Source organism: Hymenobacter sp. UYAg731 (assembly GCF_054061335.1).
The window spans coordinates 782983-802607 of record NZ_JBSSEC010000002.1 but is presented as its reverse complement, the minus strand read 5'-3'; the positions used below and the strand labels follow the sequence as shown (position 1 = coordinate 802607).

At 63.2% G+C, this 19625-nt stretch carries 17 protein-coding genes; 14 read left to right on the top strand and 3 right to left on the bottom strand.

The features are described from left to right. The first annotated feature begins 113 nt into the window (after positions 1 to 113). Together ACVWYF_RS07820 and ACVWYF_RS07815 are read left to right on the top strand one after the other, a co-directional pair. Entirely contained in the window at positions 114 to 812 is a 699-nt protein-coding gene (locus tag ACVWYF_RS07820; RefSeq protein ID WP_457066329.1) for an RNA polymerase sigma factor, read from the top strand. Beyond that, a complete protein-coding gene (locus ACVWYF_RS07815; protein WP_457066327.1) occupies positions 799 to 2004 on the top strand; it encodes an energy transducer TonB in 1206 nt (401 codons plus the stop codon). The genes ACVWYF_RS07820 and ACVWYF_RS07815 overlap by 14 nt, the downstream gene beginning before the upstream one ends. A 59-nt stretch (positions 2005 to 2063) precedes the next feature. Here ACVWYF_RS07815 and ACVWYF_RS07810 read toward each other — a convergent pair whose 3' ends face one another. The 3 genes from ACVWYF_RS07810 to ACVWYF_RS07800 all read right to left on the bottom strand — a co-directional run bounded on the left by ACVWYF_RS07810 (position 2064) and on the right by ACVWYF_RS07800 (position 4771). Then, on the bottom strand, positions 2064 to 3146 hold the full coding sequence (locus ACVWYF_RS07810; RefSeq protein ID WP_457066325.1) for a proline iminopeptidase-family hydrolase: 1083 nt from the start codon (positions 3144 to 3146) through the stop codon (positions 2064 to 2066). 67 nt (positions 3147 to 3213) lie between these two features. Continuing rightward, positions 3214 to 4305 (bottom strand): sodium:calcium antiporter, encoded by a 1092-nt coding sequence (locus ACVWYF_RS07805; RefSeq protein WP_457066323.1) that lies wholly within the window; start codon positions 4303 to 4305, stop codon positions 3214 to 3216. An 82-nt stretch (positions 4306 to 4387) separates the two neighbouring features. Beyond that, positions 4388 to 4771 carry a dodecin family protein gene (locus tag ACVWYF_RS07800; protein ID WP_457066321.1) on the bottom strand — a complete coding sequence of 128 codons (384 nt, stop codon included), beginning with the start codon at positions 4769 to 4771 and terminating at the stop codon, positions 4388 to 4390. 210 nt (positions 4772 to 4981) lie between these two features. Here ACVWYF_RS07800 and fumC point away from each other — a divergent pair, with 210 nt between their 5' ends. The 12 genes from fumC (at position 4982) to ACVWYF_RS07740 (ending at position 19532) form a co-directional block, all read left to right on the top strand. After that, the gene (fumC, locus tag ACVWYF_RS07795; protein ID WP_457066319.1) at positions 4982 to 6382 is read left to right on the top strand and encodes a class II fumarate hydratase; all 1401 of its coding nucleotides are present in this window, start codon (positions 4982 to 4984) and stop codon (positions 6380 to 6382) included. Positions 6383 to 6502: 120 nt separating this feature from the next. Beyond that, positions 6503 to 9583, top strand: coding sequence for a DUF7948 domain-containing protein (locus ACVWYF_RS07790; RefSeq protein WP_457066317.1), 3081 nt, complete (start codon positions 6503 to 6505; stop codon positions 9581 to 9583). A gap of 51 nt (positions 9584 to 9634) precedes the next feature. After that, positions 9635 to 10228, top strand: coding sequence for a GNAT family N-acetyltransferase (locus ACVWYF_RS07785; protein ID WP_457066315.1), 594 nt, complete (start codon positions 9635 to 9637; stop codon positions 10226 to 10228). After that, entirely contained in the window at positions 10221 to 10628 is a 408-nt protein-coding gene (locus tag ACVWYF_RS07780; RefSeq protein WP_457066313.1) for a diacylglycerol kinase family protein, read from the top strand. The genes ACVWYF_RS07785 and ACVWYF_RS07780 overlap by 8 nt, the downstream gene beginning before the upstream one ends. 89 nt (positions 10629 to 10717) lie before the next feature. Further along, positions 10718 to 11173: a DUF6970 domain-containing protein gene (locus ACVWYF_RS07775; RefSeq protein ID WP_457066311.1), complete on the top strand. Its 456-nt coding sequence runs from the start codon at positions 10718 to 10720 to the stop codon at positions 11171 to 11173. A gap of 96 nt (positions 11174 to 11269) precedes the next feature. Beyond that, the gene (locus tag ACVWYF_RS07770; protein WP_457066309.1) at positions 11270 to 11761 is read left to right on the top strand and encodes a DinB family protein; all 492 of its coding nucleotides are present in this window, start codon (positions 11270 to 11272) and stop codon (positions 11759 to 11761) included. Between the two features lie 106 nt (positions 11762 to 11867). Then, positions 11868 to 12545, top strand: a complete 678-nt coding sequence (locus ACVWYF_RS07765; protein WP_457066307.1) for a response regulator transcription factor — start codon at positions 11868 to 11870, stop codon at positions 12543 to 12545. A gap of 88 nt (positions 12546 to 12633) precedes the next feature. Continuing rightward, positions 12634 to 14004: an ATP-binding protein gene (locus ACVWYF_RS07760; RefSeq protein ID WP_457066306.1), complete on the top strand. Its 1371-nt coding sequence runs from the start codon at positions 12634 to 12636 to the stop codon at positions 14002 to 14004. Between the two features lie 110 nt (positions 14005 to 14114). Further along, positions 14115 to 14624, top strand: a complete 510-nt coding sequence (locus tag ACVWYF_RS07755; protein WP_457066304.1) for a gluconokinase — start codon at positions 14115 to 14117, stop codon at positions 14622 to 14624. 176 nt (positions 14625 to 14800) lie between these two features. Next, positions 14801 to 15070, top strand: coding sequence for a hypothetical protein (locus ACVWYF_RS07750; RefSeq protein ID WP_457066302.1), 270 nt, complete (start codon positions 14801 to 14803; stop codon positions 15068 to 15070). Between the two features lie 36 nt (positions 15071 to 15106). Continuing rightward, on the top strand, positions 15107 to 16264 hold the full coding sequence (locus tag ACVWYF_RS07745; RefSeq protein ID WP_457066300.1) for an efflux RND transporter periplasmic adaptor subunit: 1158 nt from the start codon (positions 15107 to 15109) through the stop codon (positions 16262 to 16264). Positions 16265 to 16373: 109 nt separating this feature from the next. Continuing rightward, positions 16374 to 19532 carry an efflux RND transporter permease subunit gene (locus ACVWYF_RS07740; protein WP_457066298.1) on the top strand — a complete coding sequence of 1053 codons (3159 nt, stop codon included), beginning with the start codon at positions 16374 to 16376 and terminating at the stop codon, positions 19530 to 19532. Positions 19533 to 19625: the final 93 nt, after the last annotated feature.

Here is a 19625-nt window from a genome sequence, read left to right as displayed (position 1 = left end):
TCGATGCCCGGATTTGGGAGATTGCACAGCGCGGGTGAAAAAATAATTCTGCCGCCCACTCCCCAGCCGGCCGTGGCCCCAATACCAACGGCAGGCGCTAACTTCCCGGCCCGATGTTCTTCCGCCGCTCCTCGCCACCCGCCGCCGCCGCGCCACTCTCCGACCAGGAGCTGCTGGCCCGCTACCGCGCGCACGGCGACGTGGCCGACCTCGGCCGGCTCTACGACCGGTACCTGCCCGAGGCCTTTGCCGTGTGCCGCCGCTACCTCGCCCCGCCCGACGAAGACGCCCAGGATGCCGCCATGCAGCTTTTCGAGCATCTGGTGAAGGTCCTCCGCACCCACGCGCCCGACAACTTCCCGGCCTGGCTGCACACCACCGCCCGTAACTACTGCCTCATGCAACTGCGCGCCCGCAAGCGGGCCGGCCCCAGCGCCGGGCCGCTCGTGCTCAGCTTTCCCGACGCGGCCGATGTGGAATTGGCCGCCGCCCGGCATCTGCCAGACGAGCAGGCCGCCGCCGAGGACGCCGAAACCGCCGAGCTGCGCCTGCAAAGCATCGAAGCCGCGTTGGCGGAGCTGCCCCCGGCCCAGCGCCGTTGCCTCGAATTATTTTACCTCGAAAAGAAAAGCTACCGCGAAATCGCCTCCGAAACCGGCCTCGAACTAAACCTGGTGCGCAGCCATTTGCAAAACGGCAAACGCATGCTGCGCCGCCAGCTGGAGCCGCCGCCCCCGCCGACCAAAACAGCCACGCCCCGCTCCTCACTCCCCGCTTCCGACGCCCACAACCCGCTCCATGCTGCCCGCTGATTCGCCTTTTGCCCGCCTGCCCACCCCCGGCCCCCACCCGGCCCCGGCGGCGCTGCGCGCCTACGCGGCCGGCACCCTGAGCCCAGCCGAGGAGCACCACATTGAGGCCCACACGCTGGACTGCGAACGCTGCGCCGACCTGCTGACGGGCTTTTCGATGAGCGACCCGGCCACCACCGACCAGGCCGTGGCCGACCTGCGCACCCGCCTGCAAGCCCGCGTCGGCCGCGAGGAGCCGGTGCCCGTGGCCGGCGGCTGGGCGTGGCCCCGCATTGCGGCAGCCGCTGCCGTAGTGGGCGTGGTGGCGGGTGGCATCTGGGGTTGGGAGCAGCCCGAAACGGCGCGGCCGGCCACCACGGCCCGCCTCGAAACCGCCGCTATTACGCCCCCGGCCGCGCCCGCCGCGAGCCCGGCCCCGCTGGCGGAACTGGCCGTACCGGAAGTGGCCCGCACGCCCGAAACCGCAGTGGCAGCAACTGTAGCAGCAGCACCGGCTACTTCAAAAGAAACCGGGAAAACGGCTGACTATGCCGCCATGCGCCCAGGTCGGTTGCCGAAGCGGGCAGCGGCCGGCCGCCTGGCCGGCCGGGCAACGCATGCCCCCGGCAATGGTGCCCTGGTGATGGCGGATGAAGATTCGGCCCCGGCAGCAAGAGCCGACGCCCAGGTTGCCGCGCTGCCGGCCCTGGCCGCTGCGCCCGCTGCCGCCAGCCCGGGCGATTCCACAGCAACAGCGCCGGCTGTACTGGCCGAAATGGCTTCGACCGATAAGCTGGGCAGTGACAACGCGGCCAAGGCCAGCCGGGCATTCGGCCTTAAATCCAAAGTAATGACTACCAATCAGCTAAGCGACAACACTGCTAGCGTGCGCGTGGCCAACACGCCCATGCCGGCCACGCCGGCCCTCAATCCCGCCCCCGTGGGCGGTACGCCAGCCTTGCGCAACTACCTGCACCGCGAAGCCGACGCCTTCGAGCCCGAGGATGGCCAGTTGCACCTTCATGGCACGGTGCGCCTGCAGTTTATGGTGGGAGCAGATGGGAAAATCAGCAACCTGAAAGTGCTACGCAGCCTGCGCCCCGACTACGATGACGAAGCCCTGCGCATGGTGTGCGAAGGCCCGACCTGGCAGCCGGGCATTGCCGGTGGCCGCCGCGCCGACCTGCCCATGGAGCTAACCGTGACTTTCTAACGTAGCGCACACTGTTAGTCCGCGGATAGAACGGATAACCCGCGGACTAACAGTGTGCGCTACAATGTTGCGCCGGGCTGCACGGTGCCGGCATCCACGGCTTTCAGGAATTTGATGAGGCCGGTGAAATAGGTTTGCTGGTCGTCGTACATGCTCATGTGGCTGCCTTTGGGGCAGATGAGGGAGTTGCCCTTTTGCACCTTGGTGGCAATCATCCGCATGTGCGCGGGGTCCATGGTGTCGTACTGGCCGCCGATGCTGAGCACGGGCACCGTGAGCTTGGGCAGGTCGGGCACCCGGTCCCAGTTGGTGAGCTTGCCCGAAATGCCGAATTCGCTGGGTCCCTGCATCGTGACGTAGAGCGACTGGTTGATTTTGCCCAGTGAGCGGCTCACGGGCTCCGGGTTGGGCACGATGCGGCACAGGTGCTCGGCGTAGAAATTGGGTTCGAGCAACGCCATGTAGCGCGGGTTGCTGAAGTCTTTTTTGGCTTCGATTTTTCGGATTTCGGCCAGCACTTCGGGCTTCATCTGCTTGGCCAGCACGTCCTGGGCGTACTTGCCGTAGGCCGGGCAACTCATCATCATGTTCGAAATAATGAGGCCCTTGAGGTTTTGCTGGTACTTGAAGGCGTACTCGGCGGCCAGGATGCCCCCCCAAGAATGGCCCAGCAGGTAGAAATTGGTGTTGTCGAGCTTCAGGGCCTGGCGCACCTGCTCCACTTCCTCCACGTAGCGCGGCAGGCTCCACATGGACGTGTCCTTGGGATTGTCGGAATTGCCGCAGCCCAGCTGGTCGTAGTAGATGAATTCGATGCCTTCCTTAGGCAAAAAATTCTCGAAGCATTCGAAATACTCGTGCGTGGCCCCCGGCCCACCGTTCAGCAGCAGCACTTTGATTTTGGGGTTGTTGCCGTACTGCTTGGTCCAGACGTTGAACCTGCCCTTGGGCGTGCTGATGGGGATGACGCGCACATTGCCGTCCTGCACGCCGGTTTCGGGGTTTTGAAAGTAGCTGGCCAGTGTGGGGCCCGTGGCCGGGTCGAGGGCCGAAGTAGTGGTCGGGGCCGGCTGGCAGGCAGCCAGCAGGGTGGCGGCGGCCAGCGCCAGCAGGGCGGGGCGGATGGCGAACGGCAGCTTCATTGTCAGCAATACTTGGGAATGAGTGAATGAGCCAACAAGCTACTGCGCATTTATCCAAGCCGCCAACTTATCCGTTGCCAATAGCCAGCAGCCCCAGCACGCCCAGCACGTACAGCACCAGCACGGCCAGCGAATCGAGGCCCATGCGCGCCACCTGCCGGCGGGGCCGAAAAATGAGGCCGTAAACGTATATGCTCGTCAGCAAAATGCCCAGGCCGGTGAGGTACACGTCGAGCTTGCTGGCCAGCGGCAGCACCGCCTTGCCCGACACCACGCCCGCCAGCAGCAGCAGCACCGGCAGGAAGGCATTGCCCCCAAAAATGTCGCTGATGGCCAGTTGGTGGTTCTTTGCCTTCATCGCGGCCAGCCCCGTCGATACTTCGGGCAGGGAGGTGGCCGCCGCCAGCACCGTGGCCCCAAATACTGCCCCGCCCAGGCCCAGCTGCCCGGCCAGCGCCTCGCCGCTGCGCTCCAGCAGCACGCCGGCCACCAGCGTAACGGCGGCGGCCGCGCCGAATACCAGCGCTACCCGCAGCGTGCTGCGGGTTGGTTGCGGGGGCTGCGAATCAGCATCCGCTTTTGACGGCCGGCCTTCCCTTTGACGTTGATTTTGAAGCGCTTTTGGGCTGTCATCCGCGTCCTTTTTCTTTTCCCACGGCAGGTCTTTGCTGGCCCGCCCGATGAGCCACACGCCCACCACCCACAGCACCAGAATAAGCACGCCGGCCGGCGTTATTCCGGCCACTACCAGCGACTTCGGCAGCTGGCTACCCAGCACCGACACGGCCAGCACCGCGACCACCAGAGCCGCTTCCAGCACCGGCACCAGCGAAGTAGACTTGTGCGTAAGGGCATCTTCCCGGCCCATTCCAAAGGCATCGAGCACGACCAAAACCACTGTTTGAATCGCAATGCCGCCCAGAATATTGCCCACCGCCAAATCGACCTGCCCACCCAGCGCGGCGCTGACGGTGATGGCAATTTCCGGCAAATTGGTCACCATGGCCAGCACAATAATGCCGCCCAACGCCGCCCCCAGCCCAATGCGCTTCGAGAGCACTGCCGTGGTATCGGACACATAGATGCCCGCTACCCAGATGGCCCCGGCCGCCGCCAGAAAGATGCCCGCCAGTGGCAACAGGGCAAGATGGTCGAACATAAAACTAATTCACGGGGATGGTGGAACGTCATGCTTCACTGCGCTCAGCATGACGTTCTGTATGACCTTGCCTGATAAGTTATTAACCGCTGTAGCCGCCGCCGCTGGCGGGCTCGGTGGCGCTGCCGTTTTCGGGTTCGGTGGGGATGGGCAGCTCGGGCTGGGTGGGCAGGTCGAGGTGGCTGTAGTCGGGCGCGCCGTTGCCGCCCGACACGGGGGCTTCGTCGAAGGTGCGCTCCAGCTCCGAGAGGTCGAACTCCTCCACCGGTGTGCCGAAGCTCACCTTGGCCGTGATGCGGTACTCGACAATCCGATTGGCCTTCACCTTGCAGCTCTGGTCTTTGATGTAGATGGAAGTGATATTTGGCACCGAGCTGCTGAGCTGGGCCACGGCGCGTTGCAGGGCGTCTTCAAAGCTCTTTTCGGACGAGGCCAGGATTTCAATGACTTGTTTGATGGAGGACATGCGGGAAGTGGATTGGTGGATTAGCGGGCTGGTGGATTGGCGTGACGGGCTTCGCCAGCGCCTTTTTGCTCTACGCAGGAAGCCTTTGGGCGGCTATTTCCGTTCGGATAAAAGCCGCGCTACGGCGGCAACGTACTTTTGCATGCAGCCACGGCTGCCTCAACCAACAGCCCGCCCACTACTCCACCAACCCATCAACCCACTACAAGCATGGCTTTCCGCACCGAAAAGGACACCATGGGCACCGTTCAGGTGCCTGCTACCGCTTATTGGGGCGCTCAGACCCAGCGCAGCATCGAGAATTTCCCCATTGCTCAGGACATCAACCGGATGCCCAAGGAAATCATCGCCGCCTTCGCCTACCTCAAGAAAGCCGCCGCCCTCACCAACCGCGACGCCGGCATCCTCTCGGCCGAAAAAGCCGAGCTGATTGGCAAAGTGGCCGACGAGATTCTGGCCGGCAAGCTCGCCGACTCGTTCCCGCTGGTTGTCTGGCAAACCGGCTCGGGCACCCAGAGCAATATGAATGTGAATGAGGTGATTGCCTACCGTGGCCACGTCCTGAACGGCGGCCAGCTCACCGACGAAAAGAAGGCCCTGGCCCCGAACGACGACGTGAACAAGAGCCAAAGCTCGAACGACACGTTCCCGACGGCCATGCACATCGCGGCCTATAAAATCCTGACCGAAACCACCATCCCCGGCATTGAAAAGCTGCGCGACGCGCTGAAAAAGAAGTCGAAGGAGTTCATGCACATCGTCAAAATCGGCCGCACCCACTTCATGGATGCCACGCCGCTCACGCTGGGCCAGGAGTTTTCAGGCTACGTCTCGCAGCTCGACCACGGCCTGCGCGCCATCAAAAACACGCTGGCGCATTTGAGCGAGCTGGCCTTGGGCGGCACCGCCGTGGGCACGGGCATCAACACGCCCAAAGGCTATTCGGAGAACGTAGCCAAACACATTGCCCAGCTCACCGGCCTGCCCTTCGTCACGGCCGAAAACAAGTTTGAAGCCCTGGCCGCCCACGATGCCATTGTGGAAGCCCACGGTGCCCTCAAGACGGTAGCGGTGAGCCTGATGAAAATTGCCAACGACATCCGCATGCTCAGCTCCGGCCCCCGCGCCGGCATTGGTGAGATTGATATTCCTGACAATGAGCCCGGCTCCAGCATCATGCCCGGCAAGGTGAACCCCACCCAGTGCGAGGCCATGACGATGGTAGCGGCCCAAGTGATGGGTAACGACGTGGCCATCACCATTGGCGGCTCGCTGGGCCACTTCGAGCTGAACGTATTCAAGCCGGTGATGATTTATAACTTCCTGCACTCTGCCCGCCTCATTGGTGACGTGTGCGTGAGTTTCACCGACAAGTGCGCCGTGGGCATCACCGCCATCCTGCCCAACATCAAGAAGCACGTCGATTCGTCGCTGATGCTCGTGACGGCCCTCAACCCGCACATCGGCTACTACAAGGCCGCCGAAATTGCCCAGACGGCCCACAAAAACGGTTCCACGCTGAAGGAAACCGCCATCAAGCTCGGCTATGTGACCGCCGCCGAGTTCGACGAGTGGATGAAGCCTGAGGAAATGGTGGGCGAGATTAAGTAATTCCGACGATTTCGCTTTTAATTTTTCCCCTGCATGCAACACTGCCTGTGGCCTACCGGTCACAGGCAGTGTTATTTTGTGGCTGGCTTACTGCTCACCACCCTTTCCACCAGTGCTTTTATGGGGCCTTTTCTATCCTTTTGCCGGCGGCTGGCTTTGGCCCCGGCGCTGCTTTTTATTGCAACTACCAGCAGCCCGGCCGCGCCCGGCAGGCCGACGGTCCCAACGGGCCTTTCATTGGTGGCCAACCGGGGCCAGTGGCCCGCTGCCGTACAGTACCGGGCCGCCGTGCCGGGTGGTGCCGTATTTCTGACGGCCACCGGATTCGTATACAACTGGTTGCGCGCCGATGACTCCCGCCGGGCCCATGCCGCCCTGGCGGCGTCGGATGCTGCCCACGCCCCGGCGGTGCGCGACCAACACGCTGTATTTGTTGATTTCGTGGGTGCGCGGGCCGTTGCAGCGACGGGTGAACAGCTTCAGCCAACTTACCACAACTATTTTCTGGGGTCCGACCCTCGGCAGTGGGCTTCACGGGTGCCCTTGTTCGGGGCCGTGCGCTACGCGGGCCTGTACCCCGGCACCGACCTGCACTGCTATGGCACGGCTACGGGCCAGTTGGAATACGATTTTGTATTGGCTCCGGGGGCTAATCCGGCGGCGGTGGGCCTGCGCTACCGGGGAGCCACGGCGTTGAAGCTGAGCTCGAATGGCGCGCTGCTGGTGAGCACCTCCGTAGGCGACATCCGCGAGCAACGCCCCGTGGCGTACCAGCCCGTTGCCGGCGGCCGACGGCCGGTGCCCTGCCGCTACGTGCTGGCCGGTAATACCCTCCGCTTTGCTTTTCCGGAGGGTTACGACCAGCGACTGCCGCTCGTGATAGACCCAGTGGTAGAAGCTTGCACCTTTTCCGGTAGTCGGGAAAACATCTATGGTGTGGCAGCTACCAACGACGCGGCGGGTAATATCTACAGCGCGGGCTGGGTGTATGGGGCAAATTTTCCCACCACGCCAGGGGCTGCCCAAACCACATATGCGGGCAACACCGACGTGGGCATCGTGAAGTTCAGCGGCAACGGTACTTCCCGGCTTTACACCACTTTTCTAGGCGGCAGCTTCGGCGACCAGGTCCAGGCCTTGCGGGCCACGGCCACCGGCGAGCTGTGCGTACTCACCACCACATCATCGCCCAATTTCCCGGTTACTGCCGGCTGTTTCGACGCCAGCCTCAACCCCAACGGCTCCCTGGCCCTGACCAAGCTGAATGCGAGCGGTACGGCGTTGATTGGTAGCACTTTTCTGGGGGGCAGCAGCGTGGAAGTCGGCATTGAGCTGGCAACCAATGCCAGTGGCGAAGTGTACGTGCTGGGCAATACCTTCTCCTATAATTTTCCGACCACGCCCGGTGCCCTGAGCCGCATCTACCGCGGCAGCACCGATTGCTTTATCTGTTGTTTCAACAGCCGCCTCACGGCGCTTAACTGGAGCACCTTATTTGGCAGCACCGGCTCTGACGAGGCCCGCGACCTAGCGCTGGGCCCCAATAATGAGCCCATTATTGCTGGCAACACCACCAGCCCCGACTTTCCGGTCACGGCCGGAGCGCTGCAAACGGCTTTGCCGCCGGGTCAGTCGTCGTTTGTGATGCGCCTGCGGGCTGATGGTGGGGCCCTGCAAGCCAGCACCTTCGTTGGGGCCGCTACCATTACCAAACTCACCCTGGAGGCCGATGGCTCCCCCGTTATCGCCGGCAACAGCTTCGTTTTTCAGACACAGTCCAATTCTTTCCCGGTCCCGACGCCGGGCTCGCTCGATGTGATGGGCAGCGGCACCGGGAGCAATACATTTATTGCCGGCCTCAGCAGCGACCTGCGCAGTGTCCGCTACGCTGCCCGGCTACCGGTACGCACGCTTACTGCTTTCGGGGCCGATGACTGCGGGCACCTTTTTCTGGCCGGGCTGGGCCTGCCCCCCCTGCCGGCCCTCAACCCCCTGCCCAATTCCGGGGCAGACCTGGGCTTTTTCACCATGACGCTGGACGTGAGGGGCACGCAATGCTTGTTTGCTTCTCCGTTTGGTGCGCGTATCATTACGGGGCAGGGCGTGCATGTGCACGGCTATGCCCATCGTTTCGACCGCAATGGGCGGCTCTACCAGTGTTTATGCGATGCTAGTGGCTCCATTCCGACCACTGCCGGGGCCGCCGTGCCTACTTCGCAGGTCAATGGCCAGGACATGGTTTCCTTCATCATTAATCAGGCGGTGCCCGGTAGCGTTATCCCATTGCGGGCCAGCATTGCCCCGCCCGATTCGTCCTGCGCCCCCTACCGGGTAGTGTTCAATAACACCAGCGTGGGAGGCCGACGCTACCGTTGGTCGTTTGGCGACGGCAATGCCGCCGACACCGCCCGCACGCCAACGCACACGTACGCCAGCCCCGGCACTTATCGGGTGCGGCTGCTGGCCAGCCGCGACCCCGTTGCCGCCTGCCTCGGCGCTGGCACCCTCGACTCGGCTACGGTGCTGGTGCGGGTACTGCCCCGGCCGGCAGCGGTATTGCCGCCGGCCATTGGGTTGTGTGCGGGCAGTAGCGTTACCCTGGCGGCCGTGCCCGGCCCGGGCTATACCTACCACTGGAACACCGGTGCTACTTCGCGCACCATTGTGGCACAGAACACTGGCAATTACCGCGTTATCGTGAACAATGGGGCTTGTGCCATCCGCGACAGCGTGCAGGTTTCTGTCACGAGTGCTCCCCGGCTATCCGCCGATACCAGTGCCTGCACCAACGACGGCATCGAGCTGCGGGTGGCCGCCGGGGCGGGCAGCACCTTCCGCTGGAACACCGGCCAGACAACCGACCGCATCACCGCCCGAAGCTCCGGCTTATACACCGTGGAAGTGCATACCGGAAGTTGTATAACGATGAAGCAAACCCAGGTAAATCTGCGACGACTGGCACTGCGGCCCAACATCATTACGCCCAACAATGATGGAAGCAACGACACGTTCGTGCCCACTCCGCTACTTCAAGGCACTCGCCTACAAGTTTTTAACCGCTGGGGCAGGCCGGTTTTCAGCACCGATAATTACCAGAATGACTGGGGCGCGGGGCAGGCTCCGGGCATCTACTACTACCTGCTGGCAAATGAGCAGCTCTGCGAGAGCCGCCTCAAAGGCTGGCTGGAAGTTGTCCGCTAGTTTCATTTTTTCGGGGCAATTTTACGGCCGTGTCCTGCCCATTTTGTCCTTATGGATTTTTCCGCCCAAGTAACCCTTGAAAACAACCGCGTCCGGCTGCGCCCGCTCGAACTCACCGATTTTGAAGCCCTCAAAGCCGTGGCCTTCGATGCCGACATCTGGCAATACACCCTCACGCGGGGCGACGATGCCGTGAGCTTGGCCGCCTACCTGCGCCAGGCCGCAGAAGCCCGCGAGCAGGGCCTGCGCTATCCGTTCGCCATCATCGACCGCGAAACCGGCGAGTTGGCCGGCAGCACGAGCTACTACAACGTGGTGGAAAGCGACCAGCGCCTGAGCATCGGCTACACCTGGGTGGGCACCAAATTTCAACGCTCGGGCCTGAACCGGGCCTGCAAGCACCTGCTGCTCTCCCACGCCTTTGGGCAGCTCGACTGTGAGCGGGTGGAGCTGGAAACCGACTCGCGCAACCACAAGTCGCGCACGGCCATGGCCCGCATGGGTGCCACCGAGGAAGGCACCCTGCGCAGCCACCGCCTCACGCAGGGCGGTGTGCGGCGCGACACGGTCATTTTCAGCATCATCCGGCCCGAGTGGCCGGCCCTGCGCAATTCCACCTTCCAGGAGTTTGAAGCCCGTGGCTGAGCCTGCCCAACCCGCCCCCGACCGGCTACGTCCGCCCGAAGGGCTGTGGCGGCGGCGCGTGGCCAGCTTCGGCCACGCCGGGCGCGGCGTATGGTCGGCGCTACGCTCCGAAGTGCATTTGCGCTTTCACGCGCTGGCTACCGTGGTGGTTATCGGGCTGGGGTTTTACTGCCGCATCACGCGCCTGGAATGGGCGCTGGTGGCCCTTGCGGTGGCCGGTGTGTGGGCCGCCGAGCTGCTGAATACCGCCATCGAGGCCCTCACCGATTTGGCCTCGCCGGCCTGGCACCCGCTGGCCGGCAAGGCCAAGGACGTGGCGGCCGGGGCCGTGCTGCTGGTTGCGCTGGGGGCGCTGGTGGTGGGGGCGCTGGTATTCGGCCCTTATTTTTTTAACGTCTGATTCCGGCCCATGCCTCAACTATTGGCCGCGCCGGGCGTACCCATAGCGGCCCCCGCCTGGGGGCATGCTTCGCTTCTCCCTCAATTCCTATGCGCTTGCTCTCTTTCGCCGCTGTTTTGCTCCTCACTTCGGCCTGTGCCCACCAGCAGGTGAGCGTGACCACGCCCACCTCGCAGCCGCCCAGCGGGCAGGTTAGCGCCACCGATGCGGCCCCCACCAGCGCCAATACCGTGGACCCGGTGTACGCCCGCATTCCCGAATCGGACACCACGGCCCGCCCGCAGTGGCTGAAGGCTCGCATCGCGGCCGTGCTGGCCGAGCGCAAGCGCAACCCCATCACCCGCATTTTTCGCTACCAGTACGAGGGCAAAACCGTGTACTACCAGTCGGCTCCGTGCTGCGACCAGTTTTCGCAGGTGTTCGACACCCGGGGCAAGTTACTTTGCAACCCCGATGGCGGCATCACCGGCAAGGGCGACGGCAAATGCCCGGACTTTGAAAAAAACAAATCCAACGAAAAGCTGGTCTGGCAAGACCCACGGTAGAGTTGGGACTTAAGAGTTAAGAGTTAAAAAGGCGGCTTGCCAGTTCAATTCTTAATCCCCAACTCTTAACTCCTAACTTTTAACTCTTAACTCCTTATGATTAACACCATTGCCAAGCTCGGCGCGTTCAACGTCTGGGCCAACGAAACTTTGCTGCGCCGCCTCGATTCGTCGGTAGCCGCCGGCCACGAAATCCCGCAGTTGGTGCTGCGCCTGTTCAGCCACGCCATCAACGCCCAAGCCATCTGGATTGCCCGCATCACCGGCACCCAAAGCCCCGTGAAAGTGTGGCAGGAGCACGACTTGGCCGGCATTCACCACTGGCACGAGCAAACTTCGCAGCGCCTCGCGCAGCTCTGCGAAACGACCGACGAAGCCGAGCTGGCCCGCCACATCCAGTACACCAACTCGCAGGGCGACGCCTACGATTCGCTGGTGAGCGACATCCTCACCCACGCCGTGACGCACGCCACCTACCACCGTGCCCAGGTAGCCACCAAAATGCGCGAAGGCGGCCTGGAGCCCGTCAATTCTGACTTCATCACCTACTGCCGCGAAATGGGCGGGCAGGTAGCGCCGCAGTTGTAAAACCTGGTTTTGGCAACGCCGACAGGCAGCCCGGCGAGTAGCTTTGGGCTGCCTGTTTTGCTTGCTGGAAATGGCCGAATGCGGCAGCTATACGTTTATTTCGCTTATGAAAATCCTGCTGGTCGAAGATGAGCCGCCGCTGGCTTCGTTCGTCAAAAAAGGCTTTGAGCACGAGGGCTACGACCTGACCGTGGCCTACGACGGCCGCACCGGCTGGTCGCTCTACGCGCAGCAGCCCTACGACCTGGTTATTCTCGACGTGAACCTGCCCTACCTCAACGGAGTGGAGCTGTGCCAGCGCATCCGGGCCAATAGCCGGCTGGTGCCCATCCTGCTGCTCACCGCCCTCGATAGCCTCGACGACAAAGAAGCCGGCTTTGCCGCCGGGGCCGATGACTACCTCGTCAAACCATTCGAGTTCCGGGAGTTGCTGATGCGCGCCCGCGCCCTTACCCAGCGCTACGCGGCCGCCGCCGGCCAGCGCCAGGAGCTGCGCATGGCCGACCTCGTGCTCGACCTCGACGCCAAAACCGTGAGCCGCGCCGGCCAGCGCATCGGCCTCACCACCCGCGAGTATTCGCTGCTGGAGCACCTGCTGCGCAACCGCGGCCGGGTCGTTTCGCGGGTTGACATTGCCGAGCGGGTCTGGGACCTGGACTTTGACACTACCACCAATGTGATTGATGTGTACGTGAGCTACTTGCGCAAGAAACTGGACCGGGGGTTTTCGCCGAAGCTCATTCATACCGTGGTGGGCATGGGCTACGTGATGCGGGAAGAGTAGCGCGGACTCTGCGGGTCCGCGCATAAGCAACACTAAATGCACTATCGGGCGCGGACTCGCAGAGGCCACGCTACAATCCAACTCCAACATGCTGATTCGCAATAAGCTGATGCTGCGCTTTACGCTGCTGGTGCTGGCTATTCAGGTCGGCTTCTCGGCGTTTATCTACTACTTCAACGCCAGCACGCGGGCGCAGCGCTTCGAGCACCGCCTGGGCACGAGCGCCACGCTGGCCTCGCGGCTGCTGGTGCGCACGGGCAAGCTCGCAACCGGCCAGCTGGGCAGCCTGCGCCGCCGCGATATTCTGACCTTGCCGGAGGAGCAAATCAGCATCTACGACGCCGACGGGGCCCTGCGCTTCAGCAGTGCCGACGACATGGAGCAAGCGCCCAACCGGGCGCGCCTCGATGCCCAAAAACCGGGCAAGCTGCTGGCGTTCAAGGAGCGGGGCCGGCGCGAGGGCGTGGGCTTGGTTTACGTACACGAGGGGGAGCATTACCGCATTTTCGTATCGGCCGAGGATAAAACGGGGTGGGAGCGGCTGTGGCAGCTGGGGCTGCTGCTGCTCGTGGGCAACGTGGGGGCGCTGGCCCTGACCATTCTGGCGGGCTGGTACTTCGCGGGGGCGGCGCTGGCCCCGGTGGCGCGCATTAGTCGGCAGGCGGGGCGCATTTCGGCCACCAACCTGGGCCGGCGGCTGCCGGAAGGCAATGGGCGCGATGAGCTGGCCCAGCTGGCCCACGCGTTCAATGGCATGCTGACGGGCTTGGAACAGGCGTTTGAGGCGCAAAAAAGCTTCCTGGCCCACGCCTCGCACGAGTTGCGCACGCCCCTGACCACCCTCACCGGCACGTTGGAAACCGCCCTGGCCTATGATGCCTCCCTGCCCGAAGCCCGCCAGAGCCTGGCGCAGGCCCTGGAGGCGTCGCACCACTTAACCGCCCTCACCAGCAGCTTATTATCCTTGGCCAAAGTGGATGGGAAACTGCCCGACTTCGAGCCCGTGCGCCTGGATGAATGCCTGAACCAAGCGTTGGGTTTTGCCCGGGCCAAGTACGCGGGCCGGGAGTTCCGCCTCACTTTTGGCGAACTGCCGGAGGAGGCCGAAACCGATGTTTTCATGGTGCCCGGCAACGCCGAATTGCTCACTACCGCGCTGCTGAACCTACTGGACAATGCCGGCAAGTATTCGGGCGGGCCGGTGCAGGCCGAGCTGGGCTACGAAGGCCCGGCCACCCTGCGCGTCCGCATCACGGATGTGGGGCCGGGCCTCAGTCCCGGGGAGTTGAGCCGTATTTACGAGCCGCTGTACCGGGCGGCCGGGGCCGTGGGCCGGCCCGGCTACGGCCTGGGGCTGCCCCTCACGCAGCGCATCGTGCAGCGCCACGGCGGGCGGCTGGAGCTGGCCTCGGCGGTGGGGCGGGGCACTACCGCCACGGTGTGGCTGCCCGCCGCATAGCCGCCAAGCCCGACATTCCGTAAGAAAAGCCCGCGGGCCCCGGCAGATACGCATCGTTGCGGCGGCGGTAGTCGTTTCATTGCACTCCTTTTTCAGTCAATCAGGCAGGTATGAGTTTCATCGTCATGGGGGTTTCGGGCTGCGGCAAAACAACGGTAGGCGAGCAGCTGGCCCAACAACTCAACCGGCCCTTTTACGATGCCGACGACTTCCATTCGCAGGCCAACATCGACAAGATGGCCCACGGCACCGCGCTGACCGACGACGACCGGCGCGACTGGCTGGCCACGCTGGCCACCCGGCTGGGCGAATGGGAGCAGGCCGGCGGGGCCGTGCTGGCCTGCTCCGCGCTGAAGGAAAAATACCGCACCACGCTTCAAAGCCAGGCTCAGGAGCCGCTGCACTGGGTTTTCCTCGATGGCCCCAAGGAGCTGCTGCTGGAGCGCATTGGCGGGCGCAAGGGCCACTACATGCACTCGAATATGCTTGATTCGCAGCTGGCGACGCTGGAGCGGCCGGCGTATGCCCTGCGGCTTTCCATCACAAATACGCCGGCCGAGCTGGTGAGCCAGATTCTGGACGCGCTGAAAGCCGATGCAGCGGCGGGCACGAAGCGGTAGAGACCCCTGATTGCGCCTCGTCGGTGAACGACGCCCCAAATGGCGCGGATGGTGAGACGCAATCAGGCGGCTCCACCCTAATTCCGCGTCGTTTTCATCTATTCTAATACGGTTCTCATACCGTTTTAATGTCAGGTTGGGTGCTTTGCGGGCAGTTGCCACCACCGCAAACGACGATGCCTCCTCAACTCCGGCCCCTTAATTTCCTGATTTTGCTCCTGGCCGGAGCCCTGGCTTTGTCGCTGGGGCTCAATGGTTTTCTGCTGTACAAAACGCCCGACCCCGCCGTCGACTACGACGACCTGCAGGCCACCACCGAAGCCGACCTGCGCCTCACGCAGCGGCTGCTGGCCCGCTGCCAGGCCGCGCACCAGCAGCAGGACAGCCTGCTGGCCCTCCACCCCGAATTACCGGCCCTATCGACGGCCACGGCCACGACCCGATAGCGGGCCGGTGGCTTTCTCTTGCTCATTTTCTTCCTCATGAACACCTTTTTGCGCCGCCATTTCCTTCCCTCTTTCGCCCTCACGGCGGCAGCGGCCGTGCTGGCCACCGGCCTCAGCGGCTGCTCGGCCAAGGCTGAAAAAGATACCGCCGAGGTGCTGGCCGAAGTGCCGGTAGTGACTCTGCGAACGTCCAGCCAGGCCCTGCACCGCGACTACGTGGCCGATATTCAGGCCGTGCGCAACGTGGAAGTACGCGCCCAGGTGGCGGGTTTTCTGGAGCACATTTATGTGGAGGAAGGCAAGCCGGTGAAAAAGGGCCAGCTGCTGTTCCGCCTGAATGCCAGCGCCTACCAGAACCGACTGGCCCAGGCCCACGCCGCTGTGGCCAGCGCCCAGGCCCAGGCCGCCGCCGCGCGCGTAGGACGCGACCGGGTGCGCCTGCTGGTGGATAAAAACGTCATCGCCCGGTCCGAATCGGCCCTTTCTACCAGCAAGGTGAACGATGCCGACGCCCAGATAGCCGCCGCCCGCGCCGGCGAGGCCGCCGCCCGCCTCAGCCTGAGCTACACCTTGGTGCGCGCCCCTTTCGATGGCGTAATTGACCGCATTCCCCTCAAAATGGGCAGCGTGGTGGAAGAAGGTACCCTGCTGACCACGATATCGGACCTGAGCGCGGTATTCGCCTATTTCGACGTGGCCGAGGGCAGCTACATGAACTACAACAAGGCCCGGCGCGAGCACCCCGAGCTGCACTCCGATTTGGTGCGCCTCACGCTGGCCAACGGCGATACTTACCCGCTCACGGGCCACATCGAAACGGCGGAAAGCGAATTTAATCCCAACACTGGCTCCATTGCCCTGCGGGCGCGCTTCGCCAACCCCGACCGCCTGCTCAAACACGGGGCCTCGGGCAAAGTGCGCCTGACCGACCAGCTGCCCGCCGCGCTGCTGCTGCCCCAGAAAGCAGTGTTCGAGATTCAGGACCAAAACTTCGTGTACGTGGTGGACCAGGCGGGCATGACGCACACCCGCAGCTTCACGCCCCAAACGCGCCTCGGTGATTTCTATGTGGTGAAGGAGGGCCTGAAACCCGGCGAGCGGGTGGTGTACGAGGGTGCCCCGGAGTTGCACGATAAGCAGCGAATAAACCCCAAAACCGTGCTGCTGGATACGGCGGCAGTGGCCGCGCAGTAGCCGGGAGTAGCGCGGACTTTGTAGTCCGCGTTTGCACCCACCTTCATTAATCGACGCAATTTATCCCGTCCGGACGCGGACTACAAAGTCCGCGCTACTGCTCCTGCTTATGTTCGATATCTTCATCCGCCGGCCTATTCTCTCGCTGGTGATTTCCGTTTTCCTGGTGCTGCTGGGCGGGCTGGCGCTGTTCACGCTGCCCATCACGCAGTTTCCGGACATCGTGCCGCCCTCCGTGACCGTCACGGCCAAGTATACCGGCGCTAATGCCGAGGTATGCGCCAAGGCCGTGGCCACGCCGCTGGAACGCGCCATCAACGGCGTACCGGGCATGACCTACATGAACTCGGTGAGCTCGAATAGTGGCGTGACGCTCATCACCGTGTTCTTCGAGGTGGGCACCGACCCCGACCTGGCCGCCGTGGGCGTGCAAAACCGCGTCACGACGGTGATTGACGAGCTGCCGGAGGAAGTTATCAAGGCCGGCGTGACGACCGAGAAGGAGGTGAATTCCATGCTGCTTTACCTCAACATCACGAGCGATGACAAGTCGACGGGGGAGAAATTCATCTACAACTTTGCCGATATCAACGTGTTGCAGGAGCTAAAGCGCATCAACGGCGTGGGATTTGCCGAAATCATGGGCTCGCGGGAATACTCGATGCGTGTCTGGCTGAAGCCTGACCGCATGGCGGCTTACGAAGTGGGCACCGATGAAATCGTGCAGGCCATCCGGGCGCAGAACGTGGAGGCGGCCCCCGGTAAATCGGGCGAAAGCTCGGGCGGCAAGGCGCAGCAATTGCAGTACGTGCTGCGCTACACCGGCAAGTTATTCGAGCCGGAGCAGTACCGCAACATCGTTATCCGCTCCAACCCCGACGGCTCGGTGCTGCGCCTGAAGGCGGTGGCCGATGTGGAATTCGGCTCGCTCACCTACGGCATGTCGTCGAAGAACGACGGGCAGCCCTCGGCGGCTATTATGCTCAAGCAGCGGCCCGGCTCGAATGCCAGCGAGGTGATTGCCAACGTGAAAACCCGCATGGCCGAGCTGCAAAAAACCAGCTTCCCGCCCGGCATGAAATACAGCATCGCCTACGACGTATCGCGGTTTCTGGATGCCAGTATTCACGAGGTTTTGCGCACGCTGGTGGAGGCATTTTTGCTGGTGTTCCTCATTGTGTACCTGTTTTTGCAGGATTGGCGCTCCACGCTCATTCCGGCGCTGGCGGTGCCAGTGGCCCTCATCGGCACGCTGGCCTTTATGCAGATGCTGGGTTTTTCGATTAACCTGCTCACACTCTTCGCGTTGGTGCTGGCCATTGGCATCGTGGTCGATAACGCCATTGTGGTGGTGGAGGCCGTGCATGCCAAGATGGAGGAAAAGCACATGGACGCCCGCAGCGCCACCTACGAGGCCATGCATGAAATCAGCAGCTCGCTGATTGCCATCACGTTGGTGATGTCGGCGGTATTTATTCCGGTGTCGTTTATGGATGGGCCGGTGGGCGTGTTCTACCGGCAGTTTTCGCTCACGCTGGCCATTGCTATTGTCATTTCGGGCGTGAATGCCGTGACGCTCACGCCGGCCCTTTGCGCGCTCATGCTCAAGCAGCACGAGGGCGAACGGAAGGGTTTGGTGGGCCGGTTTTTCAAGGGCTTTAACAACAAGTACGAGGGGCTGGCCAGCAACTACCAGCGCCTGCTGGGGAGCATTGCCGGCCGCCGCGTGGTTACCATTGGCGTACTGCTGGTGTTTTTTGGGGCCACCTGGGGAATCAGCAAAGTATTGCCCTCGGGCTTTATCCCGACCGAGGACCAGGGCATGGTGTACATCAACGTGACCACGCCCGCCGGGGCCACCGTGGAGCGCACCGAGGCGGTGCTGGCCCAGGTGCAGCGCATTGCCCAGAAGCTCAAGCCGGTCGAGTCGGTTTCGACCCTGGCCGGCTACAGCCTGGTGACCGACGCAGCCGGCTCCAGCTACGGCATGGGCATGATTAATCTCAAGGGCTGGGACGAGCGCGACCAGTCGGTGGCCGAGTTCATTAAGGAGCTGGAAGAGAAGACCAAAGGCATCAAGGATGCCGAGATTCAGTTTCTGCCGCCGCCCACGGTGCCGGGCTTCGGCAACAGCAGCGGCTTTGAGCTGCGGCTGCTGGATAAATCGGGCAGCGGCGACCTGCAGAAGACGGCCCATGCCTCCAAAACCTTCCTGGCCGCGCTGCAAAAGGAGCCGGCCATCAGCGGCGCGTTCACCGGCTTCGACCCCAACTTTCCGCAGTACCTCATCCACGTCGACCAGGACATGGCCGCCAAAAAAGGCGTGACCGTGGACCAGGCCATGAGCACCCTGCAAACGCTGCTGGGCAGCTACTACGCTTCCAACTTCATCCGTTTCGGCCAGATGTATAAGGTGATGGTGCAGGCCGGCCCCGAGTACCGCGGCCGGCCCGACGACCTGCTGGCCCTGCACGTCAAGAACAACCGGGGCGAGCTGGTGCCCTTCTCCACATTCGTGAAGCTGGAGCGCGTCTTCGGCCCCGACCAGCTCACGCGCTACAACATGTACACTTCGGCCATGATTAACGGCGACGCCGCCGCCGGCCACAGCTCCGGCGATGCCATCGCGGCCATCGAACGCGTGGCGGCCAAGGTGTTGCCCAAAGGCTTCAGCTACGAGTGGAGCGGCATGACCCGCGAGCAAATCCTGAGCGGCGACCAGGCCCTCTACGTCTTCGGCCTCGTGTTGATTTTCGTGTACCTGCTGCTGGCCGCGCAGTACGAAAGCCTGTTGCTGCCGCTGTCCGTGCTCCTGAGCCTGCCCACCGGCATCTTCGGCGCTTTCCTCAGCCTCAAGCTATTGGGGCTGGAAAACAATATTTACGCCCAGGTAGCGCTCGTGATGCTCATCGGTTTGCTCGGCAAAAATGCCATCCTCGTCATCGAGTTTGCCGAGCAGCGCCGCCGGGCCGGGGCCACCGTGCTGGAGGCGGCCGTGCAAGGAGCCGTGTCGCGCCTCCGGCCCATTCTGATGACTTCCTTCGCCTTCATCGCCGGCCTCATTCCGCTGGTTATTGCTGATGGGGCCGGGGCGCTGGGCAACCGCTCCATCGGGACGGCGGCGGCGGGCGGCATGCTCATCGGCACGGTGTTCGGCATGGTGCTGATTCCGGGCCTGTACGTGCTGTTTGCCAGCTTCGAGAAGGTGAAAAACCTGGAAACCACGACTCTGGCGGAGCAGGAAGAAGCGGAGCTGGTAGCGCATTGATGCCTCCTAACGGCTCCCGAACGACTTGTAGCACAGGCTTCAACTTGTGCCTTTGGACCACTGATTCAACCTAACGCCGCACAGGCTAAAGCC

Excerpts from the sequence above, each read along its gene's own strand:
- ACVWYF_RS07820 (WP_457066329.1), top strand. The coding sequence starts at position 114 with ATGTTCTTCCGCCGCTCCTCGCCACCCGCCGCCGCCGCGCCACTCTCC.
- ACVWYF_RS07815 (WP_457066327.1), top strand. The coding sequence starts at position 799 with ATGCTGCCCGCTGATTCGCCTTTTGCCCGCCTGCCCACCCCCGGCCCC.
- ACVWYF_RS07810 (WP_457066325.1), bottom strand. The coding sequence starts at position 3,146 with ATGAAGCTGCCGTTCGCCATCCGCCCCGCCCTGCTGGCGCTGGCCGCC.
- ACVWYF_RS07805 (WP_457066323.1), bottom strand. The coding sequence starts at position 4,305 with ATGTTCGACCATCTTGCCCTGTTGCCACTGGCGGGCATCTTTCTGGCG.
- ACVWYF_RS07800 (WP_457066321.1), bottom strand. The coding sequence starts at position 4,771 with ATGTCCTCCATCAAACAAGTCATTGAAATCCTGGCCTCGTCCGAAAAG.
- fumC (WP_457066319.1), top strand. The coding sequence starts at position 4,982 with ATGGCTTTCCGCACCGAAAAGGACACCATGGGCACCGTTCAGGTGCCT.
- ACVWYF_RS07790 (WP_457066317.1), top strand. The coding sequence starts at position 6,503 with ATGGGGCCTTTTCTATCCTTTTGCCGGCGGCTGGCTTTGGCCCCGGCG.
- ACVWYF_RS07785 (WP_457066315.1), top strand. The coding sequence starts at position 9,635 with ATGGATTTTTCCGCCCAAGTAACCCTTGAAAACAACCGCGTCCGGCTG.
- ACVWYF_RS07775 (WP_457066311.1), top strand. The coding sequence starts at position 10,718 with ATGCGCTTGCTCTCTTTCGCCGCTGTTTTGCTCCTCACTTCGGCCTGT.
- ACVWYF_RS07770 (WP_457066309.1), top strand. The coding sequence starts at position 11,270 with ATGATTAACACCATTGCCAAGCTCGGCGCGTTCAACGTCTGGGCCAAC.
- ACVWYF_RS07765 (WP_457066307.1), top strand. The coding sequence starts at position 11,868 with ATGAAAATCCTGCTGGTCGAAGATGAGCCGCCGCTGGCTTCGTTCGTC.
- ACVWYF_RS07760 (WP_457066306.1), top strand. The coding sequence starts at position 12,634 with ATGCTGATTCGCAATAAGCTGATGCTGCGCTTTACGCTGCTGGTGCTG.
- ACVWYF_RS07755 (WP_457066304.1), top strand. The coding sequence starts at position 14,115 with ATGAGTTTCATCGTCATGGGGGTTTCGGGCTGCGGCAAAACAACGGTA.
- ACVWYF_RS07750 (WP_457066302.1), top strand. The coding sequence starts at position 14,801 with ATGCCTCCTCAACTCCGGCCCCTTAATTTCCTGATTTTGCTCCTGGCC.
- ACVWYF_RS07745 (WP_457066300.1), top strand. The coding sequence starts at position 15,107 with ATGAACACCTTTTTGCGCCGCCATTTCCTTCCCTCTTTCGCCCTCACG.
- ACVWYF_RS07740 (WP_457066298.1), top strand. The coding sequence starts at position 16,374 with ATGTTCGATATCTTCATCCGCCGGCCTATTCTCTCGCTGGTGATTTCC.